This is a genomic window from Kocuria sp. p3-SID1428, from assembly GCF_025149945.1.
Classification (GTDB): Bacteria; Actinomycetota; Actinomycetes; order Actinomycetales; family Micrococcaceae; genus Kocuria.
Genome location: NZ_JALXVH010000030.1, coordinates 14,263 through 34,367, shown reverse-complemented (window position 1 = coordinate 34,367; position 20,105 = coordinate 14,263). Strand labels below are relative to the sequence as shown.

The following is a 20,105-nucleotide window of genomic DNA, read 5'->3' as shown; positions in this document are numbered from 1 at the left end:
GGCCTCCGTCGTCGTCGGGAGAAGTTCTCACAGGCGCTGGTGCAGGCGCCGAGCGGCCTCCGAGATCGTGCCGGACAGCGACGGGTAGACCGTGAAGGTCTCCGCCAGATCATCGACCGTCAGCCCCTTGGACACGGCCACGGACAGGGCGAAGATCAGCTCCGAGGCGCGCGGGCCCACGACCACGCCGCCGAGCACGGTGCCCGGGCCCTTGCGGGCGATGACCTTCACGAAGCCGTCGTCCACGGCCATCATCTTGGCCCGCGGGTTGTTCGGCAGCGGGATCTTGTGGACGTCGGCCGCGTAGCGCCCGGAGCGCACGTCGCCCTCGGTGATGCCCACGGAGGCGATCTCCGGGGAGGTGAAGATGTTGGAGGCCACGGTGGACAGCCGCAGCGGGCGCACGGCATCACCCAGGAAGTGCGAGACCGCGATCCGGCCCTGCATAGCCGCCACCGAGGCCAGCGGGAGCTTGCCGGTGCAGTCGCCGGCCGCGTAGATCGAGGGGACGGTGGTGCGCGAGACGCCGTCGACCTCGATGTGCCCGGACTCGGAGACGTGCACGCCGGTGTTCTCCAGCCCGAGCCCCTCGGTGTTGGGGACCCCGCCGACGGCCATGAGGCAGTGCGAGGCGGAGATCTTCCGGCCGTCGTCCAGGGTGACGACCACGCCGTCGTCGACGCGCTCCACGGAGTCGGCGCGCGAGCGGGACATGACGTTGAGACCGCGGCGCTCGAAGACGTTCTCGAGCACCTCGGCGGCGTCGGCGTCCTCGCCGGGCAGCACCTGATCGCGCGAGGAGACCAGGGTGACCTTGGCGCCCAGCCCGTTGTAGGCGGAGGCGAACTCGGCGCCGGTCACGCCCGAGCCGACCACGACGAGGTGCTCGGGCAGATCGGTCATGGAGTAGACCTGGGTCCAGTTGAAGATCCGCTCCCCGTCCGGGCGGGCGGAGCCGAGCTCGCGCGGGTGGGCGCCCACGGCGATCAGCACGGCGTCGGCCTCGAGGTCGTACTCCATGCCGTCGGCGGCGCTCACGTGCACCGTGCGGTCATCGACCATGGAGCCGCGGCCGTCGACGATGTGCACGCCATCGCGCTCCAGGCCCCGACGGATGTCGCGGGACTGGGTCTCGGCCAGGCGCAGCAGGCGGGCGTTGACCACCTCCAGGTCGACCTCCAGCCCGTTGAGGCTGTCGTCGTCACTGGAGGCACCGGCCACGTGGACGCCCAGGTCCTGGGCCTCGGTGAAGCGGTTCATGGTGTCGGCCGAGGCGATGAGGGTCTTGGAGGGCACCACATCGGTGAGCACAGCGGAGCCGCCCATGCCCTTGTCCTCGATGATCGTGACGTCGGCGCCCAGGGTCCGCGCGTGCAGCGCGGCCTCGTAGCCTCCCGGGCCTCCGCCGATGATCACGAGTCGTCTGGTGGGCTTGCGCTGAGAGTCCTGGGATGAGATCACGCGCTCATTGTGCCAAAGACGACCGCGAGACCGAGCCCGCGCGTGAGCGCCCTCACCGCGCGGAGGCGGGCGCGCCCCGTCACAGTTCCCCCATCTGCGTGAGCCCGGATATATTCGCGGTCGTGAAGTCGGGTGCCGTGCGCCCGTGGACGGCGCGACCCGGAAAGGCCTCATGCACCCTCTCTCCCTGGACCTCGCAGGTCAGAACCGCCAGCTCGACCCCCGGCGCCCGTGGACTGTGGGCTCCTCCCAGTACGCCGACGTCCGCATCGATCACCCCGGCGTGCAGGACATCCACCTGATCCTGCGCTGGTCCGGGTCCTCCTGGACGATCGAGGACCGCGGCTCGGAGACCGGCACCGCCTTCAACGGCTTCCGCCTCCACTCGCACATGGCGGCCCTGCTCGAGTCTCCCGCCCAGATCATCCTGGCCCCGGACACCGGTCGCGGTCTCCTGATCGCCATGACCCCGCAGCGCCCCGGCGCACCGGCGCCCGGACCCGGCCCGTCGGGCGCGGAGGCCTCGGGCTCCACGACGACGGCCGCCGGCGCCCCGAGCGCGGGCGCAGGCGCGGCCCAGGCAAGCGGGCAGCGACCGGCCACGGGCACGACGCCCGCCCCGGGTCGTCGCATCGATCCGCACTCCGAGGACATCCCGCTGGCCTCGGCCGAGCCGACCGTCTTCGCGCTGCCGGTCGAGCACGCCGCCCAGGATCGCCCCAGCGCTGAGGCGCAGTCTCAGGCCCGGGAGTCCTCGACCCCGTCGCTCGAGGACATCCACTCGGCCGAGATCCCCGAAGCCTCGGCCGAGCCCACGGTCTTCGCGGTGTCGATGAACCGCGAGCTGGCCCCGCAGCGCGATGACGGCCCGGACGCGGAGGAGGCCTCCGGCGCGGCCCCGGCCGTGCAGATCGAGCAGCGCTCGTGGGTCAACCGCCCCGAGGCTGCCGAGATCCTGCGCGCTCCGGAGGAAGAGGCCCAGTTGCGCTCCGGCATGCGCCTGTCGCCGGCCTTCCGCGCCCGTGAGATCGGCGGGACCCTGACGATCGGGCGCGACCCGTCGGCGGACGTGCTGATCGACGGCCTGCTCGTCTCGCGCAGGCACGCCCAGCTCACGCGCACCGAGCGCGGGGCCATGCTCACCGACCTCGGCTCTACGAACGGCACGTGGGTCAACGGCCAGCGCATCTCCGGGACCGTCGAGCTACTTCCGGGCGCGCAGGCCGTGATCGGCGGCGTCCCCTTCCGCCAGACCGAGGTCGGCCTGGCGGAGGTCGTGCGCACCGAGGGCAACACCTCGATCATGGTGCAGGACCTGACCTACACGGTCCCCGACCGCAAGAACCCGCGCCAGCGCAAGACGCTGGTCGACGACATCACCCTGGAGATCCCGGACCGGTCGCTGATCGCCGTGATCGGCCCCTCGGGGGCCGGCAAGTCCACGTTCCTGAACTGCATGCTCGGCGACGTCAACCCGGATGAGGGCCGCATCGAGTACCACGGCCTGGACATGGCCCAGTTCGGCTCGGCGCTGTCCTCGCAGATCGGCATGGTCCCGCAGGAGGACGTGCTGCACCGCGAGCTGACCGCCCAGCAGGTCCTCGAATCCACGGCCGCGCTGCGCCTGCCCGAGGACGTCGATCGGGCCTCGCGCAAGGCCCGCATCGCCTCGGTGCTCGAGGCACTGGGCCTCACCGAGCACGCGCGCACCCCGGTCTCGCAGCTCTCGGGCGGTCAGCGCAAGCGCGTCTCGACGGCCATGGAGCTGCTGACGGGTCCGCGCTACCTGTTCCTGGACGAGCCGACCTCCGGACTGGATCCGGACATGGACTTCGAGGTCATGGACCTGCTGCGGCGCATGGCCCACGGCGAGGTCGGCGGCGCGGACGGCTCGACCGTCGTGGTGATCACCCACTCGACCGCGAACCTGGACCTGGCCGATCGCGTACTGGTCCTGGCCCCGGGCGGCTCGGTGGCCTACTTCGGCGAGCCCGCCGGGATGATGCCGTACTTCCAGCGCTCCCAGGGCCTCGGCCCGCAGGTGCGCGAGGTCTACAAGGGCCTCAAGGACGACCCCGCAAGCGCTGCGGCCGCGTTCCGGCACGAGAACGACGACGACGCCCCTCGCGAGCGCGTCCACGCCCAGACGCCCACGGCCGCCCCGCATGCGTCGTCGCGACGCGGCCTGTTCCAGCTCTCGGTGCTGCTGCGGCGCCAGATCCAGCTCATGCGCACGGACGCCCTCTCGGTGCTGATCACCACGGTGCTGGCGCCTGCGCTGCTGGCCCTGCTCGTGCTGGTGGTGCCGGGCGATCACGGGCTGACCATGCCGAGCTCCACGGACTCGGAGGTCAATCAGCCGCAGATCCTGCTGATCGTGATCCTGCTGGCGGCGGTCGCGCTGGGCCTGTTCCCGGCATGCCGGACCTTCCTGGACGAAAAGCGGATCTTCCTGCGCGAGGCCCGCACGGGGCTGGGCGTGTGGCCCTACGTGGGCGCCAAGGCGCTCATGACGATCACGACCTCGCTGGTGCAGTCGCTGATCCTGGTGCTGGCCGTGCTGGCGCTGATCCCCCACGAGCCCATGGGCGCGTGGGGGCCCATGTGGCTCGAGCTGTGGATCGTGACCTTCCTGCTGACCATGACGTCGTGGCTGCTGGGCTTCATGGTCTCGGCGATGGTCTCGCGCGCGGACGTGGCCATGAACGTGGCCTCTCTGCTGGTGGTCGTGCAGCTGATCTTCTGCGGCGGGCTCTTCGCCATGGACGGGGCCACCGACGGCATCTCCCGGGCCGTGCCCACCCGCTGGGCCTACGCGGCGATGGGACAGACGGGCGATCTCAACGAGATCGTGCGAGTTGCGGCGGTGACCCTGCCGCAGGAGGAGGCCAATGCGGAGCTGCAGGACGAGCACGACCAGGCAGCCCAGGAGGCCCGCGACGCCGGGGCCCCGGAGCCGCCGGCACCGCAGCTGCCCGAGGTCGATGATTCCAGCGCCGTGCTCGACCCGCTGTGGAAGCGCGCCACGGCGAACTGGTGGGGCTCCACCGGCATCACCGCCGGGTTCGGGATCGCCTTCCTGCTGATCTCCGTCCTGCTGATCCGTCGGACCAAGCGGCGCAAGCGCTGAGCTGTGCGGCGTCCGAGGCGGCTGGCACTATGAGAGGCGACGACGGCGTCGACAGTCCCGCCGCGCGCGCAGCGCCGCAGCCCGGTCGACGCCAGGACGAGCACCGATCCCGCCTCTGGAGGCCCGCACCGTGACGCAGCAGCCCGCATCCGCCGATCCCTTCGCCCAGACCGATCCGTTCGAGCTGGCCGCTCGCGCCGCCGAGGCCCTGCGTGAGCGCACCGGGGTCCAGACCCACGAGATCGCGCTCACCCTGGGCTCCGGCTGGGGCGGGGCCGCAGACCTGCTCGGCGAGACCGTCGCGGAGATCCCCGCCCCGGAGATCCCCGGGTTCTCCAAGCCGGCGCTCGAGGGCCACGTGGGCACGCTGCGCTCGATCCGCCTGGCGGACGGCCGCCACGCGCTGGTCATCGGGGCGCGGACCCACTACTACGAGGGCCGCGGCGTGCGCGCGGTGGTCCACGGGGTGCGCACCGCTTCCGCCGCCGGAGCCTCGACCATGGTGCTCACCAACGGCTGCGGCGGGCTGAACCCGGACTGGGCACCGGGCACGCCGGTGCTGATCTCGGATCACCTCAACCTCACCGGCCGCTCCCCGCTGGAGGGGGCCACTTTCCAGGATCTGACCGATCTCTACTCACCGCGGCTGCGGGATCTGGCGGGCACCGTGGACGGGTCGCTGCCGGAGGGCGTCTACGCTCAGTTCCCCGGCCCCCACTACGAGACCCCCGCCGAGGTGCGGATGGCCCGCGTGCTCGGGGCGGATCTGGTGGGCATGTCCACCGCGCTGGAGGCCATCGCCGCCCGTCACGCGGGTCTCGAGGTCCTGGGTCTGTCCCTGGTGACCAATCTGGCCGCAGGCATCCAGCAGACGCCGCTGTCGCACCAGGAGGTCGTAGAGGCGGGACAGGCCGCGGGCCCGCGCATCGCCGAGCTGCTCGCACGCATCGCAGGGCAGATCCGATGAGCGCCGCGCAGAACCCGGGCGGCACCGCCGACGTCCAGGCCGCAGCTGAGGGCGCAGAGCTGCTGCTGTCGGTGCGCCATTGGATTGACCAGGACCCGGATCAGAATGATCGCGACCAGCTGCGCGGGCTGCTCGAACGCGCCCAGGACCCGTCGGTCCCAGAGGATCAGGCTCGGGAGGCGGTGGCCGATCTGGCGCAGCGCTTCAGCGCCACCCTGCAGTTCGGCACGGCCGGTCTGCGAGCCCCGATCGGCGCCGGGCCCATGCGCATGAACCGCGCGGTCGTCCAGCGCGCGGCAGCAGGGGTCGCCGCCCACGTGCTGGAGATCGCCGGGACCGAGCCCGCTCCCCGAGCCGTGATCGGCTTCGACGCCCGGCACCGCTCGGAGGACTTCGCCCGCGACACCGCCGCGGTGCTCACCGCCGCCGGACTGAGCGTCGAGCTCATGCCGCGCCCGCTGCCCACTCCCCTGCTGGCCTGGGCCGTGCGCGATCGCGGTGCGGAAACCGGGATCATGGTCACCGCCTCCCACAACCCGACGGCGGACAACGGGTACAAGGTCTACCTGGGCGGACGCTGCGTCGAGCAGGACGCCCGAGGCTGTCAGATCGTCCCGCCGCACGACGCCCAGATCGCCGAGCGGATCGAGGCCGTGGGCGATCTGCGCGAGCTGGACCTGGCCGAGTCCGGCTGGCAGGTCCTGCCTGAGGACATCGACCGTCACTACCTCGAGGCTATCGTCGAGCCGGAGGCTGAGCCCGGCACCTCCCCGCGGATCGTGCTCACCGCCATGCACGGCGTGGGCGGCGCCACCGCCGTGGCCGCTCTGGAGCGCGCGGGCTTCCACGACATCCACCCCGTCCCGGAGCAGTTCGAGCCCGATCCCGAGTTCCCCACCGCGCCGTTCCCGAACCCCGAGGAGCCCGGGGCGCTGTCGCTGTCGCTGTCTCTGGCCCGCAGCCTCGACGCCGATCTGGTGCTGGCCAATGACCCCGACGCCGATCGCTGCGCGGCGGCCGTCCCCGACCCGGAGGACCCCCGTGCCGAGGGCGGCTGGAGGGCACTGAGCGGAGACGAGGTCGGTGCCCTTCTCGGGCTGACCGCCCTGCGTCGCCTGGCCGGGACCGTCGGCTCCGCCTCTGCCGCGGGCACTGCGCAGGCGGCAGATCCGGCCGCCTCGGCATCGCCCTCCGAGACGGCGGAGGCGCAGCCGTCCGCGCCGGTCCTGGCGAACTCGATCGTCTCCTCGCGCCTGCTGGGACGCATGGCCGCCGACGCCGGAGTGGGCCACCGCGAGACCCTGACCGGCTTCAAGTGGATCGCCCGCGTCCCCGGGCTGGTCTACGGCTATGAGGAGGCGCTGGGCTACTGCACCGCCCCGGAGATCGTGCGCGACAAGGACGGCATCACCGCTGCCGTGGCGATCGCAGAGCTGGCCCGGACCGCGGCCGCGCAGGGGCGCACGCTGATCGACGAGCTCGACGACCTCGCCCTGCGCCACGGCCTGCACGCCACGTCGCAGCTGTCGATCCGGGTGGCCGATCTGGAGCTGATCCCTCAGATGATGGCGACCCTGCGGGAGGATCCGCCCCGCGAGCTCGCGGGCTCCGCTGTGGCTTCCGTCGAGGACCTGGCGCACCCGAAGCCGGACTCGGACCTGCTGCCCACCGAGGGCATGCGCCTGCTGAGCGAGGACGGGACCCGGGTCATCGTGCGGCCCTCGGGCACGGAGCCCAAGCTCAAGTGCTACCTCGAGACGGTCGTGCGCCTCGAGCACCGGGAGGAGCTTCCCGAGGCCCGGATCCGCGCCCAGGAGCACCTGGAGGCTGTGACCCAGCAGCTGCAGGCGCTGTTCAGCGCCTGAGCACAGCGTCCCTGCCCGGCAGAATCCAGCGCCTACGTGCTTCGATGCGCTGCACATCCGTCTCGTGCGGGCTGGAGACGAGAACGAGAAAAGCCCCGGGCGCGTGCAGAGCAGAGGCGACACCGGGGCGTTCGGTTCCAGGCTAGCATCATCGTGTGACCGACGGCGACGCCCTCCCTGTACATCCGGTCGGCCGTTTCCGCCCCTCGGTTCGCGCCATACCTGCGGGAGGCCGGAGACGATGTGGAAGCGGCCCTCGAGCTCTACAAGTGGAGCGCTGAGATGTCCTCCGCCGCATACGAGCTCATCGCCCACATCGAGGTTTTCATGCGCAACGCCATCGACCGGGCGCTGGCGCAGCAATACCGGGACGACGAGTGCGGCATCCCCTGGTTCCTGCGTGAGCCGCCGCTTGATGCCGAAGCTATGCGACGCGTGACGGAAGTCCGCGATCGCTTGCGGGCCCAGCACCGCGAGTCGCGGCACCAGATCGTCGCCGGTCTGTCGTTCGGCTTCTGGGCCGGCATGCTCGGGGCCAAATACGAAGAGCAATGGCGCCTGTCGCTTCGTCACGCCTTCCCCGGTGGCAACGGGACGCGCAAGCAAGCGGCCATCCTCGTCGAGGCCATCCGCAAGTTCCGCAATCGCCTAGCCCATCACGACTCAGTGCTCGGACTGGACATCCCCTTCGAAGTGCAGCGCGTCCACGCGCTGGCGGCGCTCCTCGGCAACGAGCAGGCGGCGTGGCTGCAGGCAACGGATCGCACCACCGACGTCTACGGCAAGCGCCCGGTGACGCCGATCGATACGGTCGTCGTTGCGGCAAGGCACGCATGGCCCCTGTATGAGCAGGAGCGAGCCTATGTGTGCCAGGCCGGGCGCTGGTTCCGGCCCGTGGCTCGACTTGCCTTCTACTCCGACCAGGAGATCAAGGCTGATGTGCCCTTGATCCGCTGCCGTCGCGACAACGTGCCGTGGACCGAGGAGCACGCGATGGAGCTGGAGGCAGGCGACAAGGAAGACCGCAAGATCGCCAGGGTGATCCGTGCATCGCGTTGCGAGCGGTGGACGGCTGGCGTGTACCAGGTGTTTCTCCTGACCCGTCCCGGAGACGCCGATCATCGGGTGCTGCCCAGCGCTCTTCCCCATCGCACGACCGGTCGCGGCTCGGCCTTCACACAGCGACAGCGCTATGTCTCGCTTCACGCATTGGAGACGGCTGCCAGTACGGATGACCTGACGTAGGCCGTACTTCGCACCTGCGGCATGGGAACTCTGAGCGCCTCACACCGCAGAACTCGGCTGCTCCCAAGAGGCACCGACCGACACACTCATGTCTGGGTCTTTGTCGGCAGCCCTTTGAAACCGCCCCCTCTGCGTGTCCTTGGCAGCAGAGTCACGCGGACTGACGTGCTGGGCCGGCACGGCTAGCCCGAGGTACGGGCGGAGGCAGCCGCCGCGTACGGCTCCGGCGCCGGGCGCAGCAGCCCGATGCCCAGCATGATCAGCCCGAGCGTCAGGAAGGCCGCACCCGCGTAGATCAGGAAGAACAGTCCGTTGGGCTCGGTGGCGCCTGGGGCGGCGGAGGACAGGAAGAAGCCGGCGGGCATCAGGATCGCCGAGACGGGCACCGACCAGCGCGCGAGCAGCAGAGCCGCGCCGCGGTAGCGGGTCTGCTCGGTGAGGCAGATCGTGATCAGGCCCAGGATCGCGAGCACGCCGGCGTGGCCGTGCCCCGCCCGGGCGAAGGTCGTCTGGAACTCGGTGGTCTCGCCGGGATCGAGGATCAGCGACAGGCCGTAGTTGCCGCCGAACTCGATGCCGATGATGGCGAGCAGGAGGATGCCGGCCGCCAGGCGGGCACCGGGACGCAAGGGAATCACAGGGGTCCTCTCGAGGGTGTCGTCGTGCAGGGTGCGCAGGCGCGGGTTCGGATCGGGCAAGGTGCGATCAGCCGATGGCCACGTGCGCGCAGATCAGGGCGAAGCTGATCAGGAACAGCCACGAGCGCACGCCCTGGAAGATCTCCCAGAGCCGCCGCATGCCGGACCAGGCGCCTGCCCTCGACTCGTCGTCCTGCCAGAAGTGCGTCCGGAAGTTGATCGGCACGTTGACGATGATCGTGATGACCAGGGCGAAGCCCCACAGCACGGCCGCCAGCACCGGCAGCAGACCGCCGCCCAGGTCGATCGCCCCGGACACCAGCAGCACGAGCGAGGCCGTCATCGGCGCTTCTTCAGGCGGTCGGACAGCCGCGTGCCGAAGGACATGGCGTAGGCCATCGGCTTGGGCATGGGCCCCGAGGGCATCATGCCGATCGACTGGGCCATGCCCATCTGATCGGCCTCCTGCCAGCCCTCGATGATCTGGCCCTCATCGGACCAGCGCACGATGCTGATCGAGTCGAACACGACCGGGCGGCCCGTGGCCGGGTATCCCATGAAGGTGCCGGTGTGAGTGCCGGAGCCGTGGAAGACGACCGTGACGAGGTCGCGCTCGCAGATCATCTCGGTGATCTCCACGTGGAAGTCCGGGACGGCCTCGAACACGCGGCGCATGGCCTGGAACACGCCCTCGTGCCCGGGCGGCAGCCCCTCGCGGATCTGGTCGTGGAAGACGACATCGGGGTGGACGGCGCGCTTGGCATAGTCCCAGTCCTGGCGGTTCCAGGCGTTCTCGAGGTAATCGACCATCAGCATGCGGTTGCGCTCGATGTCGAGTCCGGGCCGCGACGGCTCGGCGGGGGTCGGGGCGGGCTGGGCGTCGGTCATGGTCTCGCGCTCCTCGGGGATCGGGGTGGTCTCGGTGGGGTGGAATGGCTCGGCGGCCTCATCGTGGTCGGGCCGGGCGGCCCGTCGGGTTCCGTCGTCTCGACGACGGCGCCCGACGGCCGGTCCTGCTGCTCGGTGGCGGCCCATCAGTGCTCCTGGTGCGCCGCGCTCAGCGGCTGGACGGGGCCCAGCGCCTTGAGCTGGGCCTTGGCATCGGCGGCGAAGATCCGGGGCGTGACGGCCGGGCCGAAGCGCTTGAGGAACTGCGCGTTCAGTGCCGGGCCGATACCGCGGCGGTGCGCCGAGGCGCCGACTCCGCGCGAGGCCCGGGCGATCACGTTGGCCGTGGGCCGGCGGGCGGACTCGTAGGCGCGCAGCGCCTCGGTGATGCCGCGGTCCTGAGCCAGCAGGGAGCCCAGGACCACGCCGTCGCTGAGCGCGGTGCCCGCTCCCTGGCCGAGGTCGAAGGTCATGGCGTGGGCGGCGTCGCCGGCCAGGGTGATGCGGGCGCTGCCCCAGCGCCGCAGCGGCGGCTGATCCATCGTGTCACGGCGGGTGATGACCTCGGTGCGCGAGACCAGCTCGGCGGCCACGGGATCCCACTCGGCCAGCAGCGAGGCCATGGACAGCTGCGAGCCCAGGCTGTCGCCCTCCGGGGAGGGCCCGGAGGGGCGAACGCACCACCACACGATGGTCTCGTCGTCGAGCCAGAAGTGCGCGAAGCGCACCGCCGAGCCGTGCATGATCCGGAACGTCCCGGGCATCGCACCGGTCACCGGGGCCTGGGCCATGCCCCAGAAGTGGGCGTAGCCGGGATGGCGCGGCGGATCCGCGTGGTGCAGGGTCGCCCGCACCGCGGAGTTGATGCCGTCGGCGCCCACCACGGCGTCGAAGCGCTCCTCGGTGCCGTCGGTCAGCACGACCCGCGGCCCGCCTGCGGTGTCGAGGACCTCGCGCACGTTCGTGCCGCGATGGAAAGTCATCTCGGGCGAACTGTCGGCGATCACATTGACCAGATCGGCGCGCTTGATCGCGATCGGCACGGAGTCGTCGAACTGCCGGCCCTCGGCCACGGTGTCGATCGTGGTGAACTGCTCGCCGCGGACACCGGACATCTCGAAGCGGGTGATCGGCGAGCTCACCTCCCGCGCCCGGTCCATGAGCCCCATGCGCTGCAGGGCCATGACCCCGGCGTACCACAGCACATAGCAGCCGCTGTCCCTGGACTCCAGGGTGGGGCGGGCGTCGAAGACGTGCACGTCCCAGCCCCTGCCCTGCAGGGTGCGCGCGGTGGCCAGACCCGCTGGGCCTGCTCCGATGATGGCCAGTCGACGACGTTCCAGCACTGTCCTCACCTCTTGACAGCTGATGCGACGAGCGCTCCGCCCAGGGTCACGAGCCCGGCCGCCAGGGTGACGGCACCCGCCTGGACGAGGACGTAGAGCTCATTGGGCTCCTCGCGGTTCTCACCGTTCGAGGAGAGGAAGAATCCGGCCGGCATGAGCACGGCCGAGGCCGGCACGGCCCAGCGCGCCACCTGAAGCGCGGGGCCCTTCAGCTCGGTCTGCTCGGCCAGGATGACGGTGACGGCTCCCAGCGTGGCCAGGGATCCGGCGTGGCCGTGGCCCGAGCGCGCGAAGGTGCGCTGGAACTCGGTGCCCTCGGCCTCGCCCCGGGTCAGGGCCAGGACGTAGTTGCCCCCGGCCTCGATTCCGATCGTGGCCAGCAGCAGCAGCCCTTCAGCGGCGCGGGCTCCTCGGCGCAGCGGCTTCATGGTGGTCTCCTTCATGGGGTCGTTGACTGTCGGTCGGCTCGTCGAGCCGGTATCGGCGACGACGTGCGAGGTGGCGGCACAGGCCTCCGGTCTCATCACACCAGCCCTGGTCAGCTGGGTCTATGGGGATTCCGTCGGCTCCCCGTGCGCTGTCCTGCCCGCCCGCACCCCCGACAGATGTCACGGGTGCCGGCGGGCCGCTCACAGCACGGGGATGATCTCCTTCTGCGCGGTGCCCCACGGATGCGTGCGGTAGATCACCCGCAGGACGATCTCGTTGCGCACCGCGATCATGGGCTTGGCGGTGAAGGTCGAGACCGAGGAGACCTGCCGGGAGGTCTTCACGAACCCGTTGGCACGGTCCCTGCGCCGGTCCTCGAAGCTGCGCAGCGCCTCGGCCACCGTGGCCTCGCGCTGGAAGGCCAGAGCCACGCTGAGCCCGTCCTCGATGCCCTGCCCGGCACCCTGGGCCATGTCCGGGGTCATGGGGTGGGCGGCATCGCCGATGATCGTGGCGCGGCCACGGCCCCAGTGCTGGAGCGGGTCACGGTCCAGGATGTGGTTGCGCAGGATCCGCTCCTCCGGGGTCGAGCGGACCATCGACTGGACGTGCGCGGGCCAGCCGCGGAAGCGGCGGATCGCCTCGGCCTGACGCTCTCCCGGCACGTCCGGATACCGCGGCGGCGCCTGCAGCAGCGCCAGCCAGTACAGCTCGCCGTCGCTGACGTGGTAGTGCAGGATCCGCCCGGTGGGGCCCCAGTAGATGGCCATGTCGCCGGGGACCAGCTCGGGGTGCTGGTAGTCGGTCGTGCCGTGCCAGGCGGTCAGCCCGCAGTAGCGCGGCTCGGCGGGGCCGTGCAGCTGGCGGCGGATCACGGAGCGGATGCCGTCGGCGCCGATCACGGCATCGGCGCGCAGGCTCTGGCCGTCGCCGGTGCGCACGATGACACCGGAATCCGTGCGGTCGAAGCCGGTCACCGAGATGCCGAAGCGCACGGTGCCCGGCTCCAGCGCCTGCAGCAGGGTCTGGTAGAGGTGCGTGCGTGTCACGCCGACGGCCGGGCAGCCCGCGCCGGCGGCCAGCTTCTGGACGTCCAAGGTCCCGATCTGGCGCTCGCGCCAGGTGAGGTAGCGGTGGCGGCGGACCTGCGTGCCGCGCTCGATCACCGGCTCGGCCAGCCCCAGCCGGTGCAGGCAGTCGATCACGTTGGGCCACAGGTGGATGCCGGCGCCCAGCTCGGCCGTCGAGGCGGTCTCGCGCGCTTCGAGCACGCGCACGCCGAAGCCCGCCTGCTGCAGCGCGTTGGCCGCCGTCAGTCCGGCGATGCCGCCGCCGACGATCACGATCTCTGCTCTTCTCATGGCTGCTCGATCCTGTCCTCGTCCCGTGCGGCACCCGAGGCCGCAGCCCCGGAGCCCGCGTCCTGAACCCTGCTGCCGACGGCCTCCGGCTCCCTCGCCGGAACGGTGCCGACGGCGTGCGAGCCGCGGCCCTCGTCGATGATCTCGAGGAAGCCGCGCAGCTGCTCGATCAGTCCCGTGGAGTCCTCGACCTGCACCGCGTGGCCGACGCCGTCGAAGGCCACGTGGTGCAGGCGCGGGTGCGCCTGTCGCGCCCTCTGCACGTCCTCGGCGGACATGAGCCCGCCGCGGGCCTCATCGGCCTGCAGCAGGGCGACGGGTCCGTCGAAGCGCACGAGCAGGTCCTCGGCCGGGCAGGGGGCGGCGAACTCGCCGTCGCGATAGGCCGTGAGCACGGCCGGGTCCAGCTGCTCGGGCGAGCGCGAGACCCCGCGCAGGGCCAGGGGCGACTGCGCGAGGTACGACTGCGTGATCGCCGGGTCCGGGCGCCGCGCGTGCAGCGGCGAGTCGATCACCACGAGCGCCTCGAACAGCTCGGGGCGCCGCGAGGCGGCCGCCATGGCGACCCAGCCGCCCAGCGAGTGCCCGCTGACCACGACCGGCTCGGGGCAGTGCGCGACGAGGAAGTCGATCAGGTCCCCGCCCATGGCCTCCACCGAGTAGTCGCCTGAGACCCTGCCGGACAGCCCGTGCCCGCGCAGGTCGGGGGCCAGCTGCACGTGCTCCTGCAGACCGGCCATGACCGGCTTGAAGACCTGCCAGCGCGCGCCGAGCCCGTGGACGTGCACGATCCGCGGCACGCCCCGGCCCAGGCTCCCGAAGGCCAGGACCGGGTCGTGCGCGCTCCACAGCTGCGGCAGCGGACGGGCCTTAGGAGACAACGCGATCCGCCTCGGCCGCACCCAGCACCAGGGCCAGATGGAAGCCGTTCGAACTGGAGGTCGTCACGACGACGGGGCCCCGGACCTCCTCGCGCGAGATCGCCCCGGCGGCCAGGACCACGTCGAGCAGCCCGCCCACGGCGAAGGCGTCGCCGAGCACCGGGCGGGTGGCATGGCGCTGCGACTGCGGCAGGACGCGGCCCAGGGCGGAGGCGGCAGCGGCGTCGGAGCCGGCCGCGCCCTTGAGGTCGACCCACACGTGCTCCACGTCCTGCGCCGAGACCCCGGCGCGCTCCAGCCCGTCGCGGATCGCCCGCTCGAGGCCCTCGCCCTCGGCCGATACCGAGCCCACGCCCAGGCCGTCGGAAGCCATGCCGGTCCCCAGCAGCTCCGCCAGCGGCTGTGCACCGCGTTCGAGGGCGGCCTCGCGGTCCTCGATCAGCACGCTGGCAGCGCCCTCGGCGGCGTGCCAGTCGCCGCCGTCGAACAGCCCCAGATCGAGCAGCCCGCGCACGACCGCCGGGGTCAGCGCCTCGGCGGAGGTGCCCAGGATCGCCTCGGCTCGGCCGCGGCGGATCTCCTGGGCACCCATGGACAGCGTGAGCGCCCCGGCGGTGCGGCCCGCGGTCAGCGTGGTGGTGGGTCCCACGCAGCCCAGGTTCATGGCGACCTGGCCGGCGGCGGCGTTGTAGACGGTGTTCGGGAACAGCGCCGGGTTGGCCGCGGAGGGGTCCTCGTCGAACAGGGGCTGGGCGAAGCGTTCCATGACGTCCATGGGCCCGATCTCGGTGCCCAGGATGATGCCGGTGCGCTCGCCTGCGGTGTGGTCGGCGTGCTCGAGCGCGGACTGCGCGGCCACGACCGAGCCGATCGCCAGGCGATCCATGCGCCGGCGCACGCGGGGGGCCAGCTGCTCCTTGCCGGTCGCCGTGAACAGCCCGACCTGCTGGCCCTCGACCTCGGTGAAGGCCTGTTCGCCAGCGGCCACCGCCTCCTCGAGCGCCGACACCGTCTCCCCGGCGGAGGTCACCGCGCCCAGACCCGTGAGGACGACCCGGCGATCGCTGACCGGCAGGCGCGTGTCCTCATGATCGCGGGTGAGCACGAGCGAGGCGTTCGCCCCGCCGAAGGCGAAGTTGTTGCAGATCGCCGCGTTCGTCTCCATCGGCTGCGCCTCGATCGGCACATGGCGCAGGTCGCAGACCGGGTCGGGGGTCACGAGCCCGGCGGTGGGCGGCGCGGTCTGGGTCTGCAGCGCCTTGACCGTGACCATGGCCTCGGAGGCCCCGGCCGCACCCAGCAGGTGCCCGATCATGGACTTCGTCGACGACACCCGGATCTGGTCCAGGTCCTCCCCCAGAGCCCGTCGCATGGCGGCGGTCTCGGCGGGGTCGTTCTTGGCGGTGCCCGTGCCGTGGGAGTTCAGGTAGCCGACCTCGGAGGCCGAGACCCCGGCCTGGCGCAGCGCCTCCTGGATGGCCCGGGCCGCGCCGCGGCCCTCGGGCTCGGGGGCGGTCGGGTGGTAGCCGTCGGCGGACAGGCCCAGCCCGGCGAACTGCGCCAGGACCTCCAGGCCCAGCTGCTCGGCCAGGTCTTCGCGCACGAGCACCATCATGGCCGCGCCCTCGCCCAGCGAAAGTCCTTGACGGTCGGCGGAGTACGGCTTGGCCGGCTCCGGCGACAGCGACTCGAGCGAGTTGAACCCGGCGAACAGCACATCGGACAGGGCATCGGTGCCACCGGTGAGCACGGCATCGGCGCGACCGTCGGCGATCAGCTCGGCGGCATAGCCCACCGCGTTGGCGCCGGCGGCGCAGGCGGTGTTCAGCGACAGGACCGGGCCGCGGATGGCGTGGGCTCCTGCCACGGCCTCGGCCAGGCCCTGCGGGGTCGAGTACGCCAGAGCCTCGCCCTTGCCCTCGCGCCCGGCGCGCTCGTCGAGGTACCACTGCTCGACCGAGAGAAGCCCGGCGTTGCAGGTGCCCAGGACCAGGCCCCAGCGCTCCGGCTCGATGCCGAGTCCCTCGGCTGCGGCCATGGCCTCCTCGGCGGCGATCAGCGCGAAGTCCAGCGCCGGATCGTCGTAGCCCTCGGGGTAGCCGGCGCGATCGGCGGGCTTGTCCAGCGGGGCGACCTCGCCAGCGATGTCCGTGCGGATGCCCTCGGTGGACAGACGCTGGACGGTGCGGATCGCGACGCTGCCGTCGCGCACGCCCTCCCAGGTGGCCTCGGCGCCGCGGCCCTGCGAGGTCACCGCGCCCACGGCCACCACGACGGGACGGGGCTGAGCTGCTGCGTGCTGCTGGTTCATTCGGATCGTTCCCCCTGGTCTGCGGTCTGGTCGGCGGCGCCGGTCCCGGCGGCGCGCGAGGTCTGGGCGCGGCGCAGCACGGCTGCGCCGGACTGGCCCTGGAAGCCCTGGGCGAGTGCGAGCGCACCGGAAGGGCCGTCGTCGGACAGCGGCAGCGGCCGGGCGCTGCCCAGCACGAGATCGAGCTCGGGCTCGCCTGCCTGCTCGGCGGCCGTCCCGACGATCGCCGGAACCGTCCCGGCCTCCAGCACCAGCGCGGCCACGGCCACGTTGAGCAGCCCGGAGGCCGCCGTCGTGTGCCCGGCAGCGCCCTTCACCGCCGTCACGGCCGGACGGGCAGCGCCCAGCGCCTCGCTCAGCGCCTGGACCTCGCGGTCGTCGCCATCAGCGGTCGCGGTGCCCTCGGCCACGACGGCTGCGATCTGCTCACCGTCGATCCCGGCCCCGGCCAGCGCGGCGCGCACGGCGCGGGCCAGTCCGTCGCCGTCGGCCAGGGGCGTGAAGACCCTGGCGCTGTCCTGGCGGGAGGACACGGCCTCCAGCCCCGCGTAGACACGGGCCCCGCGGGCGGCGGCGTGGTCGGAGGATTCGAGCACCAGGAACACCGAGCCCTCGCCGAGCACCGTGCCGGCGCCCTCAGCGGCGAACGGGTGCGGCTGGTTCTGCCCGTGCTGCAGCAGTCCCCAGTCCTGGTACTTGGACTGGTTCCACCACGACGTAGCGTCGTCGAAGCCCCCGACGACCACCACCTCGGCCTCGCCCCGGCGGATCGCGCGCAGGCCCATGCCCAGGGCGGACATCCCGGCCTCGGCGGCGCCCGAGACGTAGGCGTTGGTGCCCTTCATCTCGAGCACCTTGGAGATGTAGAACAGCGAGGCGGCCTGCAGGCCCTCGACGTAGAACAGCGGGTAGAAGTCGGCGGCGCCCTCGGCGCCTATGACCTGGTAGTCGACCGAGCCGTCCTCGTCGCGGGCCAGCAGCACGGCGTCCATGACCTTGTCCGGCTCGGAGATCTCCTTGGCGCTGGCCAGGTACACCCCGGCCTGCTCCAGCTGGCCCTCCAGGCCCGCATCGCGGACGGCATGCACGGCGCCCAGTGCGGCCAGGCGGTCGTTGCGGATCATGTTGCGCAGCATGCGCCGGTCCACGAGCGGCTTCAGCGCCGACTGCAGCTCCGCGACCTCCGCGCTGGCGCGGCAGTCCAGCGACGAGGCGTCGAAGGACTGCGTGGGGGCGACCGCGCTGCGTCCCTCCAGCAGCGCCTCCCAGTTCTGCTCGGCGCTGTGTCCCAGGCCCGTGACGGCGCCGATGCCGGTGATGACGACGTCGCTCATGCGCCGGCCTCGCTTCCCTGTCCGGTGCTGTCGGCGCCGTCGACGGTCCCGCGCGCATCCGGCGCGCCGATCGGGGCCACGCGCTCCAGGCGCAGCGCGTTGACCTTCATGACGGACTTGCCCTCGACCGAGGCCGAGGCGCGGTAGGTCTTCTCACCGGTGCGCTTGACCTCCAGCTGCAGGACGTCGCCGGGGCGCACGAAGGTGCGGAACTGCACGCGGGTGGCCCCGCCCAGCTGCAGCGCCGGCGCCGCGGCCTCGGCGGTCTCGTCGATCGTCGGCTCCTCGACGACCGACGCGAGCTCGGCCAGCGAGCCCAGCAGCAGGACGCCCGGCAGCACCGGGAAGTCCGGGAAGTGGTCGTCCAGCAGGTCCATGGTCCCGCCGACCCCGCGCACGCCGCGGGCGCTCACGCCCGGGACGAGCTCGGTCACCCGGTCCACGCCGGTGAGCTGAGGCATGCGGGTGGTGCTGCGCTGCGTCATCGTGCGGCCTCCTCATCGGCGGGTCGGGCGGGCCGCGCCGCGTCGTCGACGTGGCGGGTGATCACCGTGCAGGCGTTCGTGCCACCGAAGGCGAACGCGTTGACGAGCACGGCGTCGGTGTCCAGGACCTGGCCAGGCTGCGGAGCGTAGTCCAGGTCGCAGTCCGGATCCGGGTTCTCCAGGTTGATCGTGGGCGGGACGCGGCCATCGGCCAGCACCCCCAGGGCTCCGAGCGTGCCCAGCGCAGAGGCCGCGGCGGTGAGGTGCCCGCTCATCGACTTCACAGAGGTCATCACGAGCTCATCGGCGTGGGCGCCGAAGACCTCGCGCACAGCCTGCGACTCGCTGACGTCGTTGCCCGGGGTCGAGGTGCCGTGCGCGGCGATGTAGCCGATGCGCTCGGCCGGGATCCCGGAGTCGGCGACCGCCTGGACCATGCACTGGGTCACCCCTCCCCCGGGAGGCGGCGGATCCGTCATGCGGTAGGCGTTCATGGTGGCGGCGTAGCCGGCGATCTCGCCCAGGATCGGGGCGCCGCGGCGCAGGGCGGACTCGCGCTCCTCGAGCACGAGCATGATCCCGCCCTCGCCGAGCACGAAGCCCGAGCGGTCGTCGCTGAAGGGCCGGGAGGCGCGCTCGGGCTCATCGGCGTGGTCCTTGGTCAGCGCTCCCAGCAGGGAGAAGCCCAGGACGTCGAGCCAGGTCACGAGCGAGTCGTAGCCGCCGGCCAGGGCCGCATCGGCCTCGCCCTCCTGGATCTGGCGGAAGGCCTCGCCGATCGCGTGCCCGGAGGCGGTGCAGGCCGTCGAGACGGACTCCACCGCTCCGCGGAAGCCGGCCTCTCGGGCCAGCACCGCGGCAGGGATGTTCTGGTCTCGGCGCAGCACGTCCTCGATCAGCGGCCTGTGCAGGGGCAGCTCGGACTTGACCCGGTGGAAGAACTCGGCCATCTCCTGCAGGTCGGGACGGCCGGCGGTGGCTCCGACCACCACGGTGCGGCGGTCGGCCTCGTCCTCGTCGCGGGCGGCGGGCAGCCCGGAGCGGCGCAGCGCCTCGAGCCCGGCGGCCACGCCGAAGGCTCCCTGCCGGGAGAGCAGCTCGGCCTCGGCGACGTCGGGCACCAGCGTGCGGGCATCCTCCACGGGCACCGTGCCGGCGATGCGCACGGGGTAGGTCGAGGCGTCGAACTGGGTGATCTCCCGGACGCCGCTGCGACCGGCCACCAGGGACTCGAGGGTCGACTCGGCGTCCAGGCCCAGCGGCGTCACGGCACCGGCGGCGGTGATCACCACGCGGCGGCGGGCGGTCTGGGCGGGGCTCATGCGCGCACCAGCGTCTCGTAGAGCCGCCGCGAGGTCTCGCGGTCCTGCAGCGTCTCGGCGTCCATGAGCGAGCACATGATGTCCTCGGCCTCGAGCACCAGCTCGCCGTCGGCCGCGGCGCGGCCGCTGAGCACGGCGATCTCCTCGGTCCAGCTCACGACCGTGCCGGTGAGCTCCAGGCGCTGGCCGGGACGGACCAGCCCGTGGGTGCGCAGCTCGCCCACCTGCAGCAGCGCCGCGCGGCGGGTCAGCTCGGTCGAGCCCATGATCAGCCAGGTGCCGGCCTGGCAGATGCTCTCGAGCACGAGGCTCGGCGGCATCACGGGCGGCTCGCCCTGCCAGTAGGGCTCGGCCAGCGAGGTCGCCTTGACGGCGCGCACCGACTCGTGCGGCCTCAGCTCCTCGATCCGATCCACGAGGTGGAATCTCATCAGTGCTCCTG

At 72.2% G+C, this 20,105-nt stretch carries 17 protein-coding genes; 4 read left to right on the top strand and 13 right to left on the bottom strand.

Annotated features, from left to right (window positions below; translation table 11 throughout):
- Positions 1-27: 27 nt before the first annotated feature.
- Positions 28-1,461, bottom strand: a complete 1,434-nt coding sequence (locus tag M3E84_RS08030) for an NAD(P)H-quinone dehydrogenase (RefSeq protein WP_259895679.1) — start codon at positions 1,459-1,461, stop codon at positions 28-30.
- 172 nt (positions 1,462-1,633) lie between these two features.
- On the opposite strand from M3E84_RS08030, the gene M3E84_RS08025 reads away from it, so the two are divergent.
- The 4 genes from M3E84_RS08025 (at position 1,634) to M3E84_RS08010 (ending at position 8,668) form a co-directional block, all read left to right on the top strand.
- Entirely contained in the window at positions 1,634-4,591 is a 2,958-nt protein-coding gene (locus M3E84_RS08025) for an ATP-binding cassette domain-containing protein (RefSeq protein WP_259895678.1), read from the top strand.
- A gap of 130 nt (positions 4,592-4,721) precedes the next feature.
- A complete protein-coding gene (locus tag M3E84_RS08020; RefSeq protein WP_259895677.1) occupies positions 4,722-5,558 on the top strand; it encodes a purine-nucleoside phosphorylase in 837 nt (278 codons plus the stop codon).
- The gene (locus M3E84_RS08015; RefSeq protein WP_259895676.1) at positions 5,555-7,423 is read left to right on the top strand and encodes a phospho-sugar mutase; all 1,869 of its coding nucleotides are present in this window, start codon (positions 5,555-5,557) and stop codon (positions 7,421-7,423) included. The genes M3E84_RS08020 and M3E84_RS08015 overlap by 4 nt, the downstream gene beginning before the upstream one ends.
- A 282-nt stretch (positions 7,424-7,705) precedes the next feature.
- Complete coding sequence (locus M3E84_RS08010; RefSeq protein ID WP_259895675.1) at positions 7,706-8,668, top strand: hypothetical protein; 963 nt, start codon at positions 7,706-7,708, stop codon at positions 8,666-8,668.
- 182 nt (positions 8,669-8,850) lie between these two features.
- Here the strand turns inward: M3E84_RS08010 and M3E84_RS08005 are convergent, their stop codons facing one another.
- From M3E84_RS08005 to M3E84_RS07950, 12 genes are all read right to left on the bottom strand, one after another.
- Positions 8,851-9,366, bottom strand: coding sequence for a hypothetical protein (locus tag M3E84_RS08005; RefSeq protein WP_259895674.1), 516 nt, complete (start codon positions 9,364-9,366; stop codon positions 8,851-8,853).
- 7 nt (positions 9,367-9,373) lie between these two features.
- Positions 9,374-9,649 (bottom strand): anthrone oxygenase family protein, encoded by a 276-nt coding sequence (locus tag M3E84_RS08000; RefSeq protein WP_259895673.1) that lies wholly within the window; start codon positions 9,647-9,649, stop codon positions 9,374-9,376.
- Entirely contained in the window at positions 9,646-10,341 is a 696-nt protein-coding gene (locus M3E84_RS07995; RefSeq protein ID WP_259895672.1) for an ester cyclase, read from the bottom strand. The genes M3E84_RS08000 and M3E84_RS07995 overlap by 4 nt, the downstream gene beginning before the upstream one ends.
- Positions 10,341-11,540, bottom strand: a complete 1,200-nt coding sequence (locus M3E84_RS07990) for an NAD(P)/FAD-dependent oxidoreductase (RefSeq protein ID WP_259895671.1) — start codon at positions 11,538-11,540, stop codon at positions 10,341-10,343. Before M3E84_RS07990 ends, M3E84_RS07995 begins: the two co-directional genes overlap by 1 nt.
- Positions 11,541-11,545: 5 nt before the next feature.
- Positions 11,546-11,983: a hypothetical protein gene (locus M3E84_RS07985; protein ID WP_235044728.1), complete on the bottom strand. Its 438-nt coding sequence runs from the start codon at positions 11,981-11,983 to the stop codon at positions 11,546-11,548.
- Positions 11,984-12,169: 186 nt separating this feature from the next.
- A complete protein-coding gene (locus M3E84_RS07980) occupies positions 12,170-13,330 on the bottom strand; it encodes an FAD-dependent monooxygenase (RefSeq protein ID WP_259895670.1) in 1,161 nt (386 codons plus the stop codon).
- Complete coding sequence (locus M3E84_RS07975) at positions 13,327-14,211, bottom strand: alpha/beta fold hydrolase (RefSeq protein ID WP_259895669.1); 885 nt, start codon at positions 14,209-14,211, stop codon at positions 13,327-13,329. Before M3E84_RS07975 ends, M3E84_RS07980 begins: the two co-directional genes overlap by 4 nt.
- Entirely contained in the window at positions 14,201-16,522 is a 2,322-nt protein-coding gene (locus M3E84_RS07970) for a beta-ketoacyl-[acyl-carrier-protein] synthase family protein (RefSeq protein ID WP_259895668.1), read from the bottom strand. The genes M3E84_RS07975 and M3E84_RS07970 overlap by 11 nt, the downstream gene beginning before the upstream one ends.
- Positions 16,519-17,856, bottom strand: coding sequence for a beta-ketoacyl synthase N-terminal-like domain-containing protein (locus M3E84_RS07965; protein ID WP_259895667.1), 1,338 nt, complete (start codon positions 17,854-17,856; stop codon positions 16,519-16,521). The genes M3E84_RS07970 and M3E84_RS07965 overlap by 4 nt, the downstream gene beginning before the upstream one ends.
- On the bottom strand, positions 17,853-18,341 hold the full coding sequence (locus M3E84_RS07960) for a hypothetical protein (RefSeq protein WP_259895666.1): 489 nt from the start codon (positions 18,339-18,341) through the stop codon (positions 17,853-17,855). The genes M3E84_RS07965 and M3E84_RS07960 overlap by 4 nt, the downstream gene beginning before the upstream one ends.
- The gene (locus tag M3E84_RS07955; RefSeq protein WP_259895665.1) at positions 18,338-19,663 is read right to left on the bottom strand and encodes a beta-ketoacyl synthase; all 1,326 of its coding nucleotides are present in this window, start codon (positions 19,661-19,663) and stop codon (positions 18,338-18,340) included. The genes M3E84_RS07960 and M3E84_RS07955 overlap by 4 nt, the downstream gene beginning before the upstream one ends.
- Positions 19,660-20,094, bottom strand: a complete 435-nt coding sequence (locus tag M3E84_RS07950) for a hydroxymyristoyl-ACP dehydratase (protein WP_006214245.1) — start codon at positions 20,092-20,094, stop codon at positions 19,660-19,662. Before M3E84_RS07950 ends, M3E84_RS07955 begins: the two co-directional genes overlap by 4 nt.
- Positions 20,095-20,105: the final 11 nt, after the last annotated feature.

Bases quoted from the DNA above. Each gene is read 5' to 3' on its own strand.
- M3E84_RS07960 (WP_259895666.1), bottom strand. From the start codon at position 18,341: ATGACGCAGCGCAGCACCACCCGCATGCCTCAGCTCACCGGCGTGGAC.
- M3E84_RS07980 (WP_259895670.1), bottom strand. From the start codon at position 13,330: ATGAGAAGAGCAGAGATCGTGATCGTCGGCGGCGGCATCGCCGGACTG.
- M3E84_RS08015 (WP_259895676.1), top strand. From the start codon at position 5,555: ATGAGCGCCGCGCAGAACCCGGGCGGCACCGCCGACGTCCAGGCCGCA.
- M3E84_RS08010 (WP_259895675.1), top strand. From the start codon at position 7,706: ATGTCCTCCGCCGCATACGAGCTCATCGCCCACATCGAGGTTTTCATG.
- M3E84_RS07970 (WP_259895668.1), bottom strand. From the start codon at position 16,522: ATGAACCAGCAGCACGCAGCAGCTCAGCCCCGTCCCGTCGTGGTGGCC.
- M3E84_RS07955 (WP_259895665.1), bottom strand. From the start codon at position 19,663: ATGAGCCCCGCCCAGACCGCCCGCCGCCGCGTGGTGATCACCGCCGCC.
- M3E84_RS07995 (WP_259895672.1), bottom strand. From the start codon at position 10,341: ATGGGCCGCCACCGAGCAGCAGGACCGGCCGTCGGGCGCCGTCGTCGA.
- M3E84_RS07950 (WP_006214245.1), bottom strand. From the start codon at position 20,094: ATGAGATTCCACCTCGTGGATCGGATCGAGGAGCTGAGGCCGCACGAG.
- M3E84_RS07965 (WP_259895667.1), bottom strand. From the start codon at position 17,856: ATGAGCGACGTCGTCATCACCGGCATCGGCGCCGTCACGGGCCTGGGA.
- M3E84_RS08025 (WP_259895678.1), top strand. From the start codon at position 1,634: ATGCACCCTCTCTCCCTGGACCTCGCAGGTCAGAACCGCCAGCTCGAC.
- M3E84_RS08000 (WP_259895673.1), bottom strand. From the start codon at position 9,649: ATGACGGCCTCGCTCGTGCTGCTGGTGTCCGGGGCGATCGACCTGGGC.
- M3E84_RS07985 (WP_235044728.1), bottom strand. From the start codon at position 11,983: ATGAAGGAGACCACCATGAAGCCGCTGCGCCGAGGAGCCCGCGCCGCT.